General features: G+C 63.2%; 19 protein-coding genes. 13 read left to right on the forward strand and 6 right to left on the reverse strand.

From position 1 onward, the window contains the following. The first annotated feature begins 70 nt into the window (after positions 1 to 70). From ACYVHK_RS10010 to ACYVHK_RS10035, 6 genes are read left to right on the forward strand one after another with little or no spacing between them, the layout of a single operon-like run. Entirely contained in the window at positions 71 to 754 is a 684-nt protein-coding gene (locus tag ACYVHK_RS10010) for an RDD family protein (RefSeq protein ID WP_460530726.1), read from the forward strand. 5 nt (positions 755 to 759) lie between these two features. After that, a complete protein-coding gene (locus ACYVHK_RS10015) occupies positions 760 to 1,716 on the forward strand; it encodes a stage II sporulation protein M (RefSeq protein WP_460530729.1) in 957 nt (318 codons plus the stop codon). Continuing rightward, entirely contained in the window at positions 1,703 to 3,319 is a 1,617-nt protein-coding gene (locus ACYVHK_RS10020; protein WP_460530732.1) for a hypothetical protein, read from the forward strand. The genes ACYVHK_RS10015 and ACYVHK_RS10020 overlap by 14 nt, the downstream gene beginning before the upstream one ends. Next, positions 3,316 to 4,491 carry a DUF4350 domain-containing protein gene (locus ACYVHK_RS10025; RefSeq protein ID WP_460530736.1) on the forward strand — a complete coding sequence of 392 codons (1,176 nt, stop codon included), beginning with the start codon at positions 3,316 to 3,318 and terminating at the stop codon, positions 4,489 to 4,491. Before ACYVHK_RS10020 ends, ACYVHK_RS10025 begins: the two co-directional genes overlap by 4 nt. Continuing rightward, positions 4,481 to 5,464, forward strand: coding sequence for an AAA family ATPase (locus ACYVHK_RS10030; protein WP_460530739.1), 984 nt, complete (start codon positions 4,481 to 4,483; stop codon positions 5,462 to 5,464). Before ACYVHK_RS10025 ends, ACYVHK_RS10030 begins: the two co-directional genes overlap by 11 nt. Next, on the forward strand, positions 5,461 to 6,765 hold the full coding sequence (locus ACYVHK_RS10035; RefSeq protein WP_460530742.1) for a DUF58 domain-containing protein: 1,305 nt from the start codon (positions 5,461 to 5,463) through the stop codon (positions 6,763 to 6,765). The genes ACYVHK_RS10030 and ACYVHK_RS10035 overlap by 4 nt, the downstream gene beginning before the upstream one ends. A gap of 62 nt (positions 6,766 to 6,827) precedes the next feature. On the opposite strand, the gene ACYVHK_RS10040 is transcribed toward ACYVHK_RS10035, so the two are convergent. From ACYVHK_RS10040 to ACYVHK_RS10050, 3 genes are all read right to left on the reverse strand, one after another. Beyond that, positions 6,828 to 8,858: a GYF domain-containing protein gene (locus ACYVHK_RS10040; protein WP_460530745.1), complete on the reverse strand. Its 2,031-nt coding sequence runs from the start codon at positions 8,856 to 8,858 to the stop codon at positions 6,828 to 6,830. Positions 8,859 to 9,085: 227 nt separating this feature from the next. Beyond that, positions 9,086 to 9,436: a hypothetical protein gene (locus tag ACYVHK_RS10045; RefSeq protein ID WP_460530748.1), complete on the reverse strand. Its 351-nt coding sequence runs from the start codon at positions 9,434 to 9,436 to the stop codon at positions 9,086 to 9,088. Beyond that, positions 9,433 to 9,927, reverse strand: coding sequence for a P-loop NTPase family protein (locus ACYVHK_RS10050; RefSeq protein ID WP_460530751.1), 495 nt, complete (start codon positions 9,925 to 9,927; stop codon positions 9,433 to 9,435). The genes ACYVHK_RS10045 and ACYVHK_RS10050 overlap by 4 nt, the downstream gene beginning before the upstream one ends. 351 nt (positions 9,928 to 10,278) lie before the next feature. On the opposite strand from ACYVHK_RS10050, the gene ACYVHK_RS10055 reads away from it, so the two are divergent. From ACYVHK_RS10055 to ACYVHK_RS10075, 5 genes are all read left to right on the forward strand, one after another. Further along, on the forward strand, positions 10,279 to 10,827 hold the full coding sequence (locus tag ACYVHK_RS10055) for a hypothetical protein (protein ID WP_460530754.1): 549 nt from the start codon (positions 10,279 to 10,281) through the stop codon (positions 10,825 to 10,827). A 49-nt stretch (positions 10,828 to 10,876) separates the two neighbouring features. Continuing rightward, a complete protein-coding gene (locus ACYVHK_RS10060; RefSeq protein ID WP_460530757.1) occupies positions 10,877 to 11,305 on the forward strand; it encodes a hypothetical protein in 429 nt (142 codons plus the stop codon). 32 nt (positions 11,306 to 11,337) lie between these two features. Continuing rightward, positions 11,338 to 11,835, forward strand: coding sequence for a BON domain-containing protein (locus ACYVHK_RS10065; RefSeq protein ID WP_460530760.1), 498 nt, complete (start codon positions 11,338 to 11,340; stop codon positions 11,833 to 11,835). Next, positions 11,832 to 12,260, forward strand: coding sequence for a DUF1801 domain-containing protein (locus ACYVHK_RS10070; RefSeq protein WP_460530763.1), 429 nt, complete (start codon positions 11,832 to 11,834; stop codon positions 12,258 to 12,260). Before ACYVHK_RS10065 ends, ACYVHK_RS10070 begins: the two co-directional genes overlap by 4 nt. Before the next feature lie 116 nt (positions 12,261 to 12,376). Further along, positions 12,377 to 13,249, forward strand: coding sequence for a sigma-70 family RNA polymerase sigma factor family protein (locus ACYVHK_RS10075; RefSeq protein ID WP_460530766.1), 873 nt, complete (start codon positions 12,377 to 12,379; stop codon positions 13,247 to 13,249). Positions 13,250 to 13,333: 84 nt separating this feature from the next. Here the strand turns inward: ACYVHK_RS10075 and ACYVHK_RS10080 are convergent, their stop codons facing one another. Then, positions 13,334 to 14,833 (reverse strand): peptide MFS transporter, encoded by a 1,500-nt coding sequence (locus ACYVHK_RS10080; RefSeq protein WP_460530769.1) that lies wholly within the window; start codon positions 14,831 to 14,833, stop codon positions 13,334 to 13,336. Between the two features lie 134 nt (positions 14,834 to 14,967). Between ACYVHK_RS10080 and ACYVHK_RS10085 the strand changes: the two genes are divergently transcribed. Further along, positions 14,968 to 15,606, forward strand: a complete 639-nt coding sequence (locus ACYVHK_RS10085) for a YdeI/OmpD-associated family protein (RefSeq protein WP_460530771.1) — start codon at positions 14,968 to 14,970, stop codon at positions 15,604 to 15,606. A 115-nt stretch (positions 15,607 to 15,721) separates the two neighbouring features. After that, the gene (locus tag ACYVHK_RS10090; protein WP_460530774.1) at positions 15,722 to 16,165 is read left to right on the forward strand and encodes a VOC family protein; all 444 of its coding nucleotides are present in this window, start codon (positions 15,722 to 15,724) and stop codon (positions 16,163 to 16,165) included. A gap of 40 nt (positions 16,166 to 16,205) precedes the next feature. On the opposite strand, the gene ACYVHK_RS10095 is transcribed toward ACYVHK_RS10090, so the two are convergent. Further along, on the reverse strand, positions 16,206 to 17,219 hold the full coding sequence (locus tag ACYVHK_RS10095) for a GNAT family N-acetyltransferase (RefSeq protein ID WP_460530777.1): 1,014 nt from the start codon (positions 17,217 to 17,219) through the stop codon (positions 16,206 to 16,208). 57 nt (positions 17,220 to 17,276) lie between these two features. Next, positions 17,277 to 17,795 (reverse strand): LexA family protein, encoded by a 519-nt coding sequence (locus tag ACYVHK_RS10100; protein WP_460530780.1) that lies wholly within the window; start codon positions 17,793 to 17,795, stop codon positions 17,277 to 17,279. Positions 17,796 to 17,803 lie beyond the last annotated feature (8 nt).

A 17,803-nucleotide genomic window follows, 5' to 3' on the forward strand; every position in this document is an offset into this window, starting at 1 on the left:
GCATTGCGCCCGCGGCCTTGCGGCAGCCTTGGCTTGCCGAGGCCTGCCCCACCTCGGTTCGGTTCTGCTGATGCAGGACGGACGCGTCGCCCTTCTCACGCCGGAAGGCATCAGCCTTTCGCTTACGCTAGCTGGTCCTGGGCGCCGCGCCATCGCCTGGGCAATTGATCTGGCTGTCTGGTCGCTCGCGGTCCTGCTGCTGAGCATCGTGATACGCCTGCTGGTCGGCGCCGACCACAGCGGCAAGGGCCTGTTCCTGGCCGGCCTGTTCATTACCTACTGGGGTTACCCCGTGCTGTGCGAGGTCTATGCCCGTGGCCGTACGCTCGGCAAGCGCTGGATGGGGCTCGAAGTGGTACGGGCGGATGGCCTGCCGGTCGGCTGGCGTGAATCCGTCCTGCGTAACCTCCTGATGGTGGCCGACTTCCTGCCGGCGCTGTATGCGACCGGCCTGATCTGCATGATCAGTGACCGTCAGTTCCGCCGCCTGGGCGATCTGGTGGCCGGCACCCTGGTGATCTACCACGCCCAACCCAAACGGCGCCGCGCCGCGAGCGACGTAGTCCCCCAGCCCCTACCCTGGCCCCTGAGCCCGCGCGAGCAGCGTGCCTTGCTCGACCTGATCGAGCGTGCTGACCGTCTCTCGCCACAGCGTCTGAACGAGCTGGCAGACCTGGCCGAACCCCTCACCGGCTTGCGCGGCGAAGCTTCGCTGGCTCGCCTGCGCGCCTTTGCGGCGGGCCTGACCCGATAGCCGCCATGAAACAGAAACAGTTCGAAACCCAATACGGCCCGCTCTGGGAACAGATCACCGCCCAACTGGCAGCCAAGGGCGAATCCGACCCGGCACGCTTCCCAGCCCAATACCGGCAGCTTTGCCAATCCCTGGCGTTGGCGCGCCAGCGCGGCTACTCGCCCTCGTTGACCGACTACCTGCACAGCCTCGTGCTCGCCGCACACCGGCAGCTCTACGGCGTACCGGCCGAGCGCCCGCTCACCCTGCGCCACTGGCTGGGCCGCGAGCTGCCGCAACGGGTCAGGCAGGAATGGCGCCTGTTGCTGCTGGCCCTGCTGGCATTCTGGGGCGTCGGCCTCGCCGTCGGCCTGCAGATCTGGCTGGACCCGCAATCCGCCTACAGCTGGTCCACCGCGCCCGAACTCAACAAGTTCCAGCAGATGTACTCGAACAAGGCCAGCCTGGGCCGACAGGGCAGCGCGGACGATATCGCCATGTTCGGCTTTTATATCTGGAACAACGTCTCGATCTGCTTCCGCACCTTCGCGGGGGGGCTGTTCCTGGGCATACCCGCCCTGATCAGCCTGGTGTTCAACGGCATGCACGCCGGGGTGATCGGTAGCTGGCTCAGCCAGAGTGACGGTACCCGGATCAACTTCTGGTCCTTCGTCGTCACGCATAGCAGCTTCGAGATAACCGGGCTCATCCTGTCCGGCCTGGCCGGGCTGCGACTTGGCCTGGCCCTGATCCATCCGGGCCGGCTGAGCCGCCGGCAGTCACTCATGGCCGCCAGCCAGCGCATGTACCCGGTGCTGGTCGGCGCCGCCTTGCTGACCTTCCTCGCCGCCTTCTTCGAAGCGTTCTGGTCCGCCAGTGCCAGCGTCCCGCCTTCGCTGAAATTCACCGTGGGTGGCATCTGCTGGGCGGCCGTCATCGGCTTCTTTGTCTTTGCCGGACGAGGTCATCATGCGGATCGATAAGCTCCAGCTCGACCTGTACCCGCGCTCCGGCTGGCAGGCCATCGACCTTGGCTTCTCGCTGCTGCGCCTCTCGGCCGGCACCACCTACGCAGCCTGGCTCTGCCTGTGGCTGCCGCTGGTTGCCTGCTGCTACGTACTGACCCTGCTGAGCGGCGAAGCGGGCTTCCTCTGGATACTGCTGAGCTGGTGGCTGCGCCCCCTGCTGGAACGGGTCGTGATCTATGTACTCTCGCGTTCGGTGTTCGGCGAACAGGTGAGCTGGCGTTCCGCCCTGCGTGCCTGGCCCCGGCAGCTCGGGGGCGGCTGGATCAGGCTGCTGACACTATGGCGGCCTTTCATGCCCGGCCGTGGCCTGTATCAGCCCATCTGGCAGCTGGAAAACGCCCGTGGCAAGTTTGCCTCCGAGCGGCGGCGGGTGATCGGCCGTGACAACGCCGGCAGCACCGCCTACTGGTTCGGCCTGGTCTGCGCGCATTTTGAAGTCGTGCTGCAATTTGGTGTGCTGGCCCTGCTGGGTCTGTTCTTTGTCGAGGCTGATGCCGTCAACCCCTTCCTGCTGCTTATCGAAGGCGAGAAGGAGCACTCCAACCTGATCCTGGCTGCCAGCTATCTGACCTATGCGCTGGCGGGGGGCATCATCGGCCCGATCTACACTGCCTGTTGCTTTACGCTTTACCTGAATCGCCGCGCAGAGCTGGAAGCCTGGGATATTGAATTGATCCTTCGCCAGCTCAAACCCAGGCAGGCCCATGCCGGCGCCCCCACCGGCAAGACAGGCAGCGGCCGCGGCAAGCTGTCGGCCTGCCTGCTGCCGCTGGCACTCGGTCTTGCCCTGCTGCACCCCGAGCCGGCGCAGGCCGAGGACTGCACGCCCCCCAAGGAGGTCACCGAACAACGGGATAAGCGCGGCACGCCGCACAATGCCGACCAGGCCCGGTTGCGGCAACAGCTCGAAACCGTCTACGCCCAACCCGATCTGCGCCGCTACCACTGCGAGATGCAATGGCAGCCACGCGAGGCCGCCAAGGAAGAAGCCGGCGGGGAAAGCGACTTCCTGAAATGGCTGCTGAAGCTGTTCCAGGGCCAAAAGACCGGCAAGCTGCCGGAAACCACCACGACGAGTATCAAGATTGCCTTGATTGCCATCGCCGTGGCGCTGCTGGCCTGGCTGCTGTACCGCTACCGCGACCGGCTGATGCAAATACTGCAGCCCGCACCACGGCGCCCGTCGGCCCCCACCGAAATCGCAGGATTGGATATCCGGCCGGAGAGCCTGCCGGATGACGTACCGGCTGCCGTGCGCGCCTTGTGGACCCAGGGCCAGCGCCGGGCCGCACTCGCCCTGCTCTATCGTGCCACCCTGTCGCAACTGGCACATCGCCATGACCTGGTGCTGAACCGTGGTGCGACCGAAGGAGACTGCCTGCGTAGCGCCCAGCAGGCCGAGCAGCGCGGGCAACTGGACCAGACCGTGCTGGTTGCCTTGCAGCAGGTCACCGGCCTCTGGCTCGCTGCCGCCTATGCCCGGCAATGGCCGAATGACCTCACGCTCGATGGCGCCTGCCAGCAATGGCAACACGCCTTCGGCAAGGGAGCGGCATGATGCGCAAGGCAGTGAGCATTATCCTCACCCTTCTCTGCTGCGGACTGATCGCCCTTGCCGCCTGGTGGTGGTCGGTCAATATGGTCCGGGTCCCGACCGCGACACCCGACATATCCAAGGAAGCGCTGGCCGATTCACACCTGGGTGCGGCGCAATTTCTGCGCAGCCAGGGTATCGAGGTAATAAAGCGCGACAACCTGAGCCTGGCACAGGCAGACCAGATCGACGCCGGTGTGCTGCTGCTTGGCGACTACCACGGCCTGACAACCCAGGAACAAGGCGAAACACTGCTGAGCTGGGTACACGATGGCGGAGTACTGATCAGCACCGCAGGTCGCCGCTACGTACCCGATAGCGAAGAGGACGAGGACAAGAAAAGCAGCGAGCCATCGGAGCCACTCAATTTCGACCCGATCTTCGAGCGGTTCCAGGTCGCCCAGATCTACAACAAGCGCGCGCGTGAAAACATTGAAGTCACGCCGCCGGGTAGCCCCTATCCACTCAAGCTGGCAGATGCCGGCACGGATATGCACGCCTTTCCGGGCGCACCCAAACCACTCTGGGCCGACAATGCGGGCAAGGCCGTTCGTGTGTATGAACACGGCAAGGGCAAGGTCGTGCTGCTGGCCTGGGATCGCTTCGACAACACGGAACTGATGGAGCTGGACCATGCCGAGCTGCTGCTCAGGCTGGTCCAGCTACGCAGCGACCAGCGTTCGATGCTGATCGTGGACCGGCTGGAAACACACCGCTGGTACCAGTTGCTGTGGGCGCGATTCGGCCATGGCATTGCCGCGCTGCCACTGGTGCTGTTACTGCTGCTCTGGGCAGCCGTGCCGCGCTTTGGTCCTCGACTGCCAGACCTCGCCCCTTCCCGCCGGGCAGTGCTCGAACATATCGATGCAGCGTCCCGCTGGTTGTGGCGCACCCCCAAGGGTCGTCAGCAATTGCTCGATGCCCTGCGCGCCAGCGTCCTGGCCGGCATGCTGCGCCGCTCGCCCTCGCTATTGCGCAAGACACCAGCCGAGCGTGTACAGACGCTGGCCAGTACCTACCGGCTGGATGCCGCCGAACTGGAGCAGGCGCTGCATGCGCCGGCTGCCAGCCAGCCAGTTGCCTTCACCCTTCAGATCCACACCCTGCAAACCTTGAGAAAACACCATGAGCGATAACATGATCGCCCCTGAGCGACTGAACCAGGCCATCGAAATCGTCCGCCGACTGCGCGAGGAGATCGGTCGTGCCGTGGTTGGCCAGCAAGCCATCATCGACCAGGTGCTGGCCAGCTTCCTGGCTGGCGGCCACGTGCTGCTGGAGGGCGTGCCCGGTCTCGGCAAGACCCTGCTGGTGCGGGCCCTGGCCAAGACCTTCGCCGGCGATTTCTCGCGCATCCAGTTCACTCCGGACCTCATGCCGGCCGACGTGATGGGCCATGCGGTGTTCGATCTCAAGAACCAGAGCTTCAGCATCCGGCGCGGGCCGGTGTTCACCAACCTGCTGCTAGCCGATGAAATCAACCGCGCACCTGCCAAGACCCAGTCGTCCCTGCTGGAAGTCATGCAGGAAAAGCAGGTAACGATTGAGGGTGAGTCCCATCAGCTCAGCGCCCCCTTCATGGTGCTTGCCACCCAGAACCCGCTGGAACAGGAAGGCACCTATCCACTGCCGGAAGCCCAACTGGACCGCTTCCTGATCAAGGTCCTGATCGACTATCCGAGCGCCGAAGAAGAAGTGGCGCTGTTGCAGATGGTGACCGAAGGCCGCCTGGGCGACAGCCTGGACATTGGCAGCGTGACCACCCTGATCAAGCCCGACACGGTGGTCGCCCTGCAGCAACTGGTGGCCCAGGTCACGGTCGATGGCGCCGTCGCGGAGTACGCGGTACGCCTGGTCCGCAGCAGCCGCGACTGGCCAGGCATCGCCATCGGCGCCGGCCCACGCGGTAGCATCGCCCTGGTACGGATGGCGCGCGCCACGGCCTTGTTGGCCGGCCGCAGCTATGTGACGCCGGACGACATCAAGGCCGCTGCGCTGCCCGTGCTGCGACATCGCATCGCCCTGGCACCGGAAAGCGAGCTGGAAGGCCTTACGGCCGACCAGTTGCTGGCCGAACTGCTGGAACAGACGGCTGCCCCGCGCGCATGATCCCGGCGCGTCCCCTGCTGGTACTGGTGGCGATCTGGGCCGCACTCGGCTTTGTCGCCAGCGCCCTGCCCCTGCTGCTGACACCCTGGTGGCTGCTGGGCGGCCTGCTGCTGCTTGCCACCCTGGTCGATGGTGTCCTGGTACGCCGCTCACCCGGCTTGCGCCTGGAGCGGCATCTGGCGGGCGTCTGGCCGGTAGCGTGCTGGAGTGAAGTCAGCCTGACGCTGCATCTGGATGCCAGGCGTCCGCTGCGGCTGGATATCTTTGACGACTATCCGACCGCGTGGGAACTGGTGGGGCTCCCCGCCAGCACGCGGATCAAGCCGGGCGAGTTTGTCCGCATCGGCTACCGGCTGTTGCCGATCGAGCGCGGCGACTATGCATTCGGTCCCGCCCACCTGCGCCTGTATTCGCCGTTGGGCCTGTGGCAGCGACCGCTGCGCCTGGGTGAACCCAGCCAGGTGCGCGTGTTCCCCGATTTTTCCAAGCTACTTGGCCACACCCTGACCGCGACCGACCAACGGGTGCCGCGGCTGGGCATGCTACGCAAGCGCCGTCGTGGCGAGGGAACGGATTTCCGCCAGTTGCGGGAGTACCGGCAGGGCGACAGCCTGCGCGCCATCGACTGGAAGGCCACAGCCCGTCAGCTCAAGCCCATCAGCCGGGAATACCAGGAGGAGCGCGACCAGCAGGTGGTGTTCCTGCTCGACGCCGGTCGCCGCATGCTGGCGCGCGACGACGACACCTCGCACTTCGACCATGCGCTCAACGCCATGTTGAGCCTTGCCTGGGTCGCTCAAAAACAGGGGGACGCCGTCGGCGTGATGAGTTTTGCCGGAGAAACCCGCTGGCTCGCCCCCCAGAAGGGGCGCGTCGGGCTGGATCGTCTGCTGTCTGGGGTCTATGACCTGCAACCGGCCGAAGTCGCACCCGACTATGTGCTGGCCGCCGAGACACTGCTCAAGCACCTGCGCAAACGCGCCTTCATCGTGCTGATCACCAACCTGCGTGACGAAGACAGTACCGCCATGCGCGAGGCCTATCGCCTGCTCTCCGGCAAGCACATGGTGCTCTGCGCCAGCCTGCGCGAAGCGGCGCTGGATGCCGTACAGGCCGCCCCGGTGGGCCGTTTTGCGGACGCCTTGCGCCTGGCCGCCACCGAGCATTACCTGCAGGAACGGCAGACCGCCATCCGCCACCTGGGTCTGCGCCCCGGCACACTGATCGACGTCACGCCACAACGGCTGGCGGCATCACTGGTGGATCGCTATCTGGAAATCAAGGAAAGCGGGCAGCTGTAAGACGCTAGCCGCCGGGATCTACCCTGGAAATGTCCGGGCGCCGCCTGGCGCCCGGACATGCACTACTTGGCCAATGGCTTGCCGTCGCTACCCTTGGCGTCGTTGCCGATCAGCCGCATCACGTTGGCAGCACGCTTATCGCCCAGGCCCAAGATGTTCCGGTAGAGCTCCACCGCGCTGGCGCAGAGGATCACCGGTTCACGGGCGTAGAGCGTGGGTTTGCGCAAAGCATCGCCACGGGCACGGTTCTCGTCGTAGATATCACGGATAACCATGGTCAGGTCCTGCTGCGCCGTGCCAAAAGGCGGCTTGGCATCCGTCGCTTCCGTCGCGCTCGAACGGATCACATCGGCAAAGGCGGCCAGCTCCCGTTCCGTATCTTCCTTGCTCGGCGTTGGCAACTGCACGTTACCGGCAGGACGGCGGACTTCCACGTTCGGAAATTCCGCCATCACGCAGGCTTCCGGGCTGACCTTCTGCAAGGCTTGCAGCTTGGCCAGATGGACACGCCAAAAGCTCGCCACTGCGGTATCCGATGCCTGCTTGAGCGCACGCGGCAGTATTTCCTTGGCCAGCAGCGGGCTGGTTTTCTGGATGATCTCGGACAGCGACTTCCCGCCCTTGATGCCATCCACCATCATCGCCCGGAAGCGCGCGTAGTCTTCCGGGTAATACTGAGCCAGCGCATCGGCATACGGTACCGAACGCAGTTCCTTCTCGATGGACGCTTCGCTGCGATCCTCGGCGCCCATGCCGCTCATGGCGAACTGGTTGCCACTGACTTCTTCGGTGATCACATTGCTGCTCAGCAGTTCTTCGCGCGTCGGGTACCACATCTCCGCTGGCGGCGTGCTGATGGCATGGCGGATGAACTCGGCCGACGCCCCGACCTGCTGCATCTGTTCCTGCTGCTCCAGATTGCCGGCATAGGTCGCAACCGGATTACTCAGGTTGGTATAGGCACTGTGAAAGCCCAGGCGTCCCTTGGCGCCGATATAGCGCTGGTTCCCGCCCAGGAAGGCCAGCGCACAAGCGCTGACGCAGGTGTTGGAGGTATACGTATTGATCCGCCGCTCCCGGATCAGGCGGCTGATGCTGACAGCCTCGCTGATACGCCCACCGGAACTGTTAAGGTGGACCAGCGCGATCTCGGGGTGCTCCTGCAGGTAGGCGCGAAACTTGTTGGCCGTACCGAAGGCGATGCCACCAGCCAACTCCAGCTCGGTGCCGCCTCGCAACAGGTTGAATTCGGGCTGCGGTACCTTCTCGATACCCTGCATCCAGTCCACCGCCTCTTGCAGATGGGGCACCTCGCTGGTGACCCCCACCCCGACCCGGGCCAGCACCGAAAACACCACCATGCCCTGGGCCACGCGTCCCCAGTGCGTGCCTTTGCCTTGCCGGGTGTAGTTGCTACCCGAACGCCACACCCCGACCCATTGCCAGATAGCCACCAGCAAGCTCAGCACGAAGGCGGTAATCACCGCGGCCCCCTGGGTGCGCATATCCGCTTCGTTAGATGCGACCAGTTGCAGCGTCGTGGTGATGCCGGGGTAGACCAGCAAGGTGCAGAACAGGCCGATTCCCCAGAACGAGGCGACCAGGCTCAACTCACCGCGCCAATGCCGGAACACAAAGAAGCCGCGCTTGCGCTTGGGTGCGGCTTCGGCCGGCCCTTGGTCAACGGTGCGCGACATGATGTCGAGGGGGGATGGTTGACCCGACGCAGCAACCGCAGGCGCCGGAACAGGCGGCCGTGGCGCGGGAGGGGGAGCTGGCGCAGCCACCGGTTCGACCGGCGGCAACATATAGGCGGGCCGATAGGGTGCCGGCTCCGTAGGGGCCGGCTTAGCCACAGGCGCCGGTGCGGGTGTAGGCGACATCATCGACGGGGGCGCGGTACCGACGGTCGGCAGCAGGCCGGGTATATCCTCGGCCCGACTGCGCTGGCCGTCCTTGCCTCGCCAGATCAGGTCATCCGGCAGCAGTTTGCCCGTCGCCGCCGCAGCCCTGATCTGGGCACGGGTGAACGGCCCGCGCGTCACATCGCCCCGGGCCAGGTAAAAATCGGCGTCCGCGTCTACAGCGCTCATGCCGGCGCCTTTTCATGCTGGTCCATCTGTTTCTCCGCTATTCCCATACAGCAGGCATTTTATGCCTTTCTCATAATCTGTTTTAGTACGGCAGCAAGCCGCCCTGCCTTATACCGCAAGGACAGGTGCAACAGTAGCCGACAACATCACAACGAGCGGCTGTCCGCGCCCAGCCTCAAATGTCATCCCGCCAGGCTGTCGGCAGAAAGCCACAGTGTCCTGCTGCCTCAGATGGTGATGTGCTCTGGTACCGGCTTGCCGTTGAAATAGAACTGCCTGCAAGTGCGGGGATCGGGGATGGGCTCTTCATTGGCCGACATGCAAAAGCGGGTCGTGACAGGCTGGTCCGACAGTGTACGGGTCTGTCCCTGGCGCAGACGGAGAATCAGGCTGACGCGACGGCCTTCGCTGAACAGCAGGTAGTTGCAGCGGTCACGATCCTCGCCGCTGCAGACATAGCTGAGCTTGACCCGTTCGGTGGCGTCGGCCATGGCCAGGTTGGCACAACCGGTCTGGCTTACCGGGGCCAGCAACAGGCATGGCAGCAAGCAGATGAGGTGATGAAGTTTGCGCGTCATGCGAACAGGTTCTGGTTGTCAGCCATCGTGATATGCCGCTTGGGGCCGGAATACGCCCGGTAGAGTGCGAGATGCCCAGCCAGCGACATATCTCCATCCCGTACATAGTAGTCGCGCACCCACGCCAGTAGAAAGTCCAGCTTGGCATCCTGCTCGGCGCGGCTTGCATACTTGTGTGGCTCCCAGGGTCTGGCCCGGCAGTGTTGCAGGCAGGCAGCCTCGCCGGGGTCCAGCAGCAGAAGCTCCGGCTGGTGGACCAGCACGATGGCCACCAGATCGGCATAGCACCCTTCGATGATCCAGTCCGCATGCCCTTGGCAGTAGCGCAACACATCCCCTCGAACCAACCCGGCGTCACGCGGCACGGCGATCTGGCCGGGTTCCCAGACCAGGGTATCGAGATCCAGCACGGGAATCCGGTACCGATCGGCCAGTTGTCCGGCAAGGGTGGATTTTCCGGACCCGGCGTTACCAAGCAGGGCGATACGCATCGTAGGTATTGTCATTCTGTCAGCAAGGACGGATGGTAAGCCGAGGTAGCCCGGGTCGTTCCCGTCCGCCATTCCCCCATATGGAGGATGCTTTTCCCGGACCGGGTCGCTAGAGTGTCGGCAGTCCGGTCGCACAGGCCCAGGCCCGCGCATGATGGAGCTGCTATTGTATTCTCAGCCACTGGCGCCGGCGCACGGCCCGACCATCGCACCCGGCAAATAGGTTCCGGAACAAGCAAGCGAGGTAGTGCATGACACCAGCCAGCGGCAGCCTGTGGCAAGATCACCCCTACTCAGGTAGCGGCCGGCCCCTGCGGACTGGCTTACCCACTCCATTGAAGGATGCGCCCTATGTTGCGACGTCGTTTCTTGATCGGTTTTTTGTGTAGCCTGCTCGCCCTCCCCGCCATGTCCGCTCCCTACGAGAACACCGATATCAGCATTGATCTACCTGCCGGCTTCAGCGGCCCACTGGTACGCAAGCAGAACGAACAGCGCTACACGCTGATCTTCAGCAAAAGCTATCCCGACGACCCCACCAAGACCGTCCTGCAGGTCACCGTCACCAAACTGGACAAGAAGCCGGCCACCATGGGCGACGAAGACCTGATCAAGGTCGCCAATCGCCACCTGGCAGAGAACATGGCTGATATGTCGCGGCATCGGGATAGCTTCATGGCGGCGCCACCCGAGCGGCTGAAGATCAGTGGCCTGCCGGCCGCCCGTGGCACCTGGACCGGCAAACTGCAAGGCAAGGAAGTCACCGGCACGCTGTATACGGTACTCTCCGGACAAAACCTGTTCCTGCTGCAAACCCAGGACCTCAAGCGCGTCCCGGCCGAGGGGTTGCAGCAAGCCGCCCTCGCCATAGAGACAATTCGTCTCAAGCGTAATCCTTGATCCTTATGCAGCCGAACACCGTCGGCTGCGCTTCTCGCCTTACAAGACCATGCTGCGCTCTCTCCTTCTTACGTTTTGTGTCCTGCTGGCTCCGCTGGCCCAGGCATTCGATACCGCCGACGCCGGCACCTATGTGGTCATGCGGCGCGACCAGACCGAAACGACAATGCGCTTCCATGTCTCGACGGCTGAGGGCAAATGGAAGCTGGAACAGAAGAAGGAAGATGGCAGCTGGGAAGACATCACCTGCGAAAAGGACTGTGCGCTGCGTGAGTCGGTCGATACCGATATCCAGCGCTTCTTCCCGGCCAAAACCTTGCAGCAGATCGACCCCACCTGTCTGCATAATGACGCCTTCGCCTTCTGCAGCTATCGCTTCAAGGCCAGCCCGGACGAAAAGCACTACCTGATGGTGGCGCTGGTCACCGGTACGCCTACTCCGGTGTATGTAAAGCGGGTCTCAGCCGAACGGGAATAAGCACCGGCACGAACTGCCCGCAGGGAAAGCAAGTGAACGGACCCGCAGCCCTGTTGCTTCTGATCGGCCTGACAACACAGGCGGAGACGACATTGCGGAACTGGTACAACGATCCCTACTTCCAGATTCGCAACGCACTGCCAGCATGTCCCGTTCCCGCAGGCCCCTACACGACCGAGGCCGAGATGAAACAACAGGCCCATTGGCGCACGGAGCGCGGCACCAGTTGCTGGCTCGCCGGCAAGTGCAAGCGGGCCAATGCCTACCTTTACGATGCGGAGATCGCCGCGGACCTGAAGCAGCGCTTTGCCGCCAGCAAGCAGTTCCGCCATGCCACGCTCTGGGTCACCGTCCAGCGGCACTTCGTCTATGTGGAAGGATGCACGGCGGATAGACAATCCCTGCGTGGGCTCGAAGCATTCGTGAAACGCACGCCCGATGTGGAGCTGGTCAGCATCAATACGATGCCGGGTGTCTACGGCAAGCCTGGCTATGGCGTCTTGCCGCCCACAAAGGCCCTCGACCCATGACGCCCTTTCATCAGGCCGCCGTTGAACAGGTCTTCGCCGCCTATCCTCCTGCCATACGGCAGCAGTTGCTGACCTTGCGCGAGCTGATATTCGATACGGCTCAGGCAAAGACGGAGGTCGACAGGATAGAAGAGACGCTGAAATGGGGTGAACCGGCCTACCTCACCCCGGAGACGCATAGCGGCAGCACCATCCGCCTCGGATGGAAGCTATCGGCCCCAAGCGAGTACGCCATCTACTTTCATTGCCAGACCCGCCTGGTCGAAACCTTCCGAACGCTGTTCCCCAAGGACTTCCGCTTCGAAGGCAATCGCGCCCTACGCTTTGGTGACCAGGATACCGTCTCCTTGGATGCGCTCAGATTCTGCATTGCGGCGGCACTGACCTACCATATCCAACCATCTGCGAGTGTGAGGCGTCAGTAGCGGCGGGCCAGACTGGCCTGGAACTCGAAAGGCAAGACACTTTTCTTTGCCGGTCTGTCACAAACAGGCGCTCTGCTGCGTCTTATCCGTATTGTTACTCACCCATCGAGCGAACCATGACCACCGATGCCAGCCTTTTCGCCACCCTGCGACCCCGCCTCTTTGCCATCGCCTACCGCATGCTGGGTACCCGGGCCGATGCCGAGGATGTGCTGCAGGATGCCTGGCTGCGCTGGCACAGCGCCGATCAGGCGGCACTGCAATCGGCCGAAGCCTGGCTCGTCACGGTCGTGACGCGCATCGCCATAGACCGACTGCGCGCGGCCAAGACCGAGCGGGAATCCTACGTCGGCTGGTGGCTACCGGAGCCCTTGGTGGAGATGGACGAGCACACACCGGAAACCGCTGTCGAACTCGCCAGTGACCTCTCCGTCGCACTGATGTGGGTGCTGGAGCGCCTGACACCCGAAGAACGGGCAGCCTACCTGCTGCGGCAGGTGTTCGATCACGACTATGACGAAGTCGCCACGCTACTGGGCAAGAGCGAGGCAGCCTGCCGACAGATGGTGCACCGGGCAACCGAGCGGGTGCAGCAGGAGCGGCCGCGCTTTACGGTGCCGCTGGATGCACATCGTCGCATCCTGGAGAAGTTCATGCTGGCGGCACAGAGTGGCCAGCGCGATGCGGTGAAGGCCCTGCTGGACGAGAACGTCGCGATCGTGGGCGACGGCGGTGGCAAGGTCACCTCCTTCATGGGGATCGTCCGCGGTGCCGAGCGGATCGCCAACCTGTTCTGGGCGGCCTGGAAGAAATACGAGGACGGCGTGGTGTACCAGATGGTGCAGATCAACGGCGAGCCCGGCCTGCTTCGCTATGTGAACGGCCAGCTCGAGATGGCCCTGTCGGTGGTCACCGACGGCGAGCACATCACTGAGATGTACGCCGTGCGCAACCCTGACAAACTGGTCGGCATCCCCACCCATATCTGACTGACCATGCCTGATTAAACAAAAAAACGGCCACTGGGCTTACCCCGGTGGCCGTCCTTTGCCTGGCAGGCAACCTTGCGGAAATCAGGCGCCAGCGACGGCCGGCTGAAGCTGCGCTTCCACGGCAACGTCCTTGTCCTTGATCAGCTTGCGCAGGAAGGGGATCAGTACGACCAGCACCACACCGACGATCACGCTACCCCAGCCCAGTTCGGCAAACAGCTTGGCATAGACCGGGTTGGTGGCGACCGCCGTCGTGCCCGTCGGCTCGGGGATCATGCCAGAGAAATCACCCGCAAACAGCGAAGCCACACCGGTCACCAGCATCCAGCTACCCATCATGACGCCCTGGTACTGACGCGGGGCCAGCTTGCCGATCATTGCGTAGCCAACCGGCGAGATCAGCAGTTCACCCACGCTTTGCAGCACATAGCTGAGGAACAGCCATTCGAATGCGACCATGCCCTTGCTGTCCGCCAACGAGATGCCCAGCGGCAAGGCCAGGAAGCCCAGTCCCATGAGGATCAGCGAAACGGCGAACTGCTTGGGCACGTCGATATTCCAGCCGCGGTTACGCAAGCGGCTGAACAGGTACGCCATCAACGGACCACCGATGACGATCACGCCCGCATTGATGTTCTGGATCCATTGCGGTGCCACTTCAAAGCCCCAAACCATACGGTCCACATTGTGGACGGCAAACAGCTGCAGGCCGTTCGGTGCCATCTGGTACAGCGACCAGAACACCAGCGAGCCGAAGGTCAGAATCAGGTAGGCCCACATGTTGTTCTTTTCCCGACGATCACGATGCTTCATCGTCAGGTAGATCAACGACAGTGCAACCACGGCCGCCACAGCCTTGAGCATGGTCTCGGTCGAGCCGGTATTGCGCAGCATGATCCAGATGATGGGCACGAGGCCTACCAGGATGGCCATGCCGATGGCGAAACGGGCACGGAACTGGCTGGGCGTGGCGTCCAGCAGCGGCGTATTGCGGTCGGCCAGTGTCTTCCAGTTAAGGATGGACAGGATGATGGCGGCGATGTTGCCCAGGGTAGCGAAGATGAACAGGCTGGGGTAGCTCTGCGTCAGCTGGTAGTGTCCCGCGACGGTGAAGCCGACGAAGAAGCCGATATTCATGCCCGCATAGTTCCACAGGAAGGCACCTTCACGACGGGTGTCTTCCGGGGCGAAACGCTGGGTCAGCATCATGTTCAGGCAGGTCACGTTCAAGCCGCTACCCGTCAGGAACAGGGCCAGCCCCCAGTACATGAGCGCAGCCGTGCCCCCGGCAATGATGGCGCAGCCGATAACCTGCAGCACCATCCCACCCACGAACAGATTGCGGTTGCTCAGGAAGCGCCCGCCGAGATAACCACCAAACAGGTGCAGACCGTAGTTGAAGGCGCCGAACACGCCCATGATGGCCGTGGCATCCTTGGCAGCGAAGCCCAGATGCTGGGTCACATACAGGACCAGGGTCGAATACAGCACGGCAAAGCCGAGGGTAGCAAAGGTCTGGATGAAGAACAGCGCGCCAGCGCCATCAGGGATGGCCGGCAGTTTGTTTTTTAGAGATGACAAGGCACTCTCCGAGTTGAGGAATCAACCTGTATCCATCCGGTTACGTCCGGCATCGTGTACCGGAGAAGCGGGCATGGTCAGGCCAGGTGGTCATAGCCGGTTTGGCATGGGGCCGTATTCTATGCCGGAAGGACATGGCATGCTGTGCCGACGATCGCCTGGAACATCCCTATACCCTCATGCCAGCCACACGCCCCGCCCCCGCCGAACAGCCCGTGATCCAGTTCGCGGACGCCACGGCCTTTGAATCCTGGCTGATCGAGCATCAGGCAGACGCCGCCGGGATCTGGCTGCGGCTGGCCAAAAAGGGTTGTAATACCCCAACAGTTTCCTATGCCGAGGCCGTAGAGATCGCCCTATGCCATGGCTGGATAGATGGTCACAAGAAACCCGACAATGCAGAATTCTGGCTGCAGAAGTTCACGCGGCGTGCGCCCAGGAGCCCCTGGTCCAAGATCAACCGAGACAAGGCGACTGCCCTTATCGACAATGGCCGGATGCAGCCCGCCGGCCTCGCGGAGGTCGAACGAGCCAGGCAGGATGGCCGTTGGGATGCTGCCTACGACTCGCCCAGCAAGGCGACCGTGCCGGCCGATTTCCAGGCGGCACTGGATGCCAACGACGCCGCCAAGGCGTTCTTCACGACACTGGATGGTGCCAACCGCTACGCGATGCTGTACCGGATACAGACCGTCAAGAAAGCCGAAACGCGTGCCAGGAAGATCGCGCAGTTCGTGGCGATGCTGGAAAATCACGAGAAGATCCATCCCTAGCCGGCAACAGCCGTTCTGCAAGCCTTCCTTGGAGCAATCCACGGCGCATGGCACCGCGCGCAGCCGCGTTCACGATGTTCTAGATTGAGACCTGGCCCATCCGGAAAGCTCACTCATGTCCGCGCATTCCCCACTTCCGCCCAACCGGTCCATGGTGACCAGCACCATCACCCCGGTCCTCGCCTACCCCAATGTGCGCGATGCCGTGCAGTGGCTCAGCAAGGCCTTCGGGTTCGAGGAACGGTTACAGATAGGCGACCATCGCGCCCAGCTCAGCCTGGGCGACGCGGCCATCGTGGTGACGGTCCGCCTTGCCGGGCCGATGAGCGCCGCCGGCGGGCCGGGGCACTCGGTGATGGTTCGGGTAGCGGATGTCGCCAGCCACTATGCGCAAGCCCAGCGCGCCGAAGCACGCATACTCTCGGCGCCGGCCGACTATCCCTACGGAGAACGTCAATACTCGGTGGAAGACCCGGGTGGACATTGCTGGACCTTCTCTCAATCCATCGCCGATATCGACCCGGCCAGCTGGGGCGGGAAACTGCTCAGGCCGGGCTGAGACTCCGCCCACGCCCGTCGGCCCTCAGACCCACCGAAGATCAGCAGGCATCAATCACGCTGCGGATAAAGGGCGACTTGGCCGCCGCGTAGGCTTGTCGATCATGCGCATGCATCTGCGCCAGATCACGTTTGAGGTCCAGATAGGCCTGCTGCACGGTCGGCCTGCTGCGCAAGGCATCGCGAAAAGCCAGGTGTTCCCGCCAGAAAGCAGAACCCAGCACCACGGCATGGACGTGGCAAAGCGGCTCACTCCCCTTCCGGAGTACAAAGTAGCGTCGCTCCGGAAGCTGGTCTTCATATTTGTCGACATATTCAAAGCCCGCTTTGGCCAAACCCGGAATACGGGATTCATAAACCGCCAGCCCGTCGCTACCCAGCAGGATGTCGATAATCGGCTTGGCGGCAAGACCAGGAACCGAGGTACTGCCGATGTGCTCTATCGCCACCTCAGCCCCCGCGAATATCCCGGCCAACTGGCTACGGTACGCCGCAAAGCGCTCCGGCCAATCCGGCTGGTAGTCCTGGAGTATCACGGCGCGGGTTTCAGGTGCAGACGCCTGCACGCCGACATGGCGCATCTGCCTGACCCAACCAATACGCCCCTGCAGGCGCACGCCGGTATCCACCCAGCCTGCTTTTTCATAAGCACGAATCCCGGCGACGTTTTCCTCATCAACCGATAGCACGATCTGCATTGCATCCGGCCACTGCCGCTGCAACCAGACGGGCAACAAGCGCAGCGCCTTCACCCCCATGCCGCGACCTTGCCAAGCTTGGTCGATCCGCAAGCCGCTGATCACCACCGCATCGGCCGGCACCCAACCCGGAGCGCTACTACCCCGCTTGCAAGTCAGAAAACCCGCAATGTGCTGGTCACACAGAATGGCGACGCCCAGCACCTCGCCCTTGGTATCCGATTCACAAGCCTGTATCGCCCGCTCCACGCTACCGGCGTACTCAATCTGCACCGTACTGATCTGCAAGCCCGCGACAGCGGCGCGTTGGTACGCATCCAGATCCTGCCAGGCAATCAAAGTAATGGCGTGCCGCATAGAAAGTCTTAAGTCAGGAATATCAAGGCAAGCCGGGCCACAGCCAGACAACTGGCCTCAATCAAAGCCACGCACCGGTCGGCGTATCACACTGGTCACCACGCCCCAGATCTTCAGCTCATGTCCACCGGGTACCGCAACCTTGGGGCCTTCGTCATCCAGCGGCAGCAGGTGAACCTGATCGTCGGCGATCAATAGCTTCTTGACCATCATCACGCCATCCAGGCTGACCAGTACCGAGCATTCATTCAATGGCTGCAGGGCCCGGTCGATCAGCAGCATATCGTTGTCGCTGACCCGCAATTCCGGCAGGCAACCGGAGCGAACGAACAGCACGAATGCGGCTTCCGGGTTTTCGATCAGCATGTCCTGCAAGCTGGAAAGATCGACCTCAGAACGTTCTGCCGCCGTTGCCGCTGGCGCAGGAGCGCCCAGGTCAAACAGGCCCAACTGGACCGGATGCTCCGGAATGGCGACCCGGCAGATCTTGCCCAGCGTCTGCGGAAGCGGTTTGCCTGCCACAGCGAGCCAGGCGCTGTGGACCACGGTATTGGCGGGGATGGTGAAGTTTTCCATACGGGCAG

This window comes from Chitinimonas naiadis (assembly GCF_054780835.1).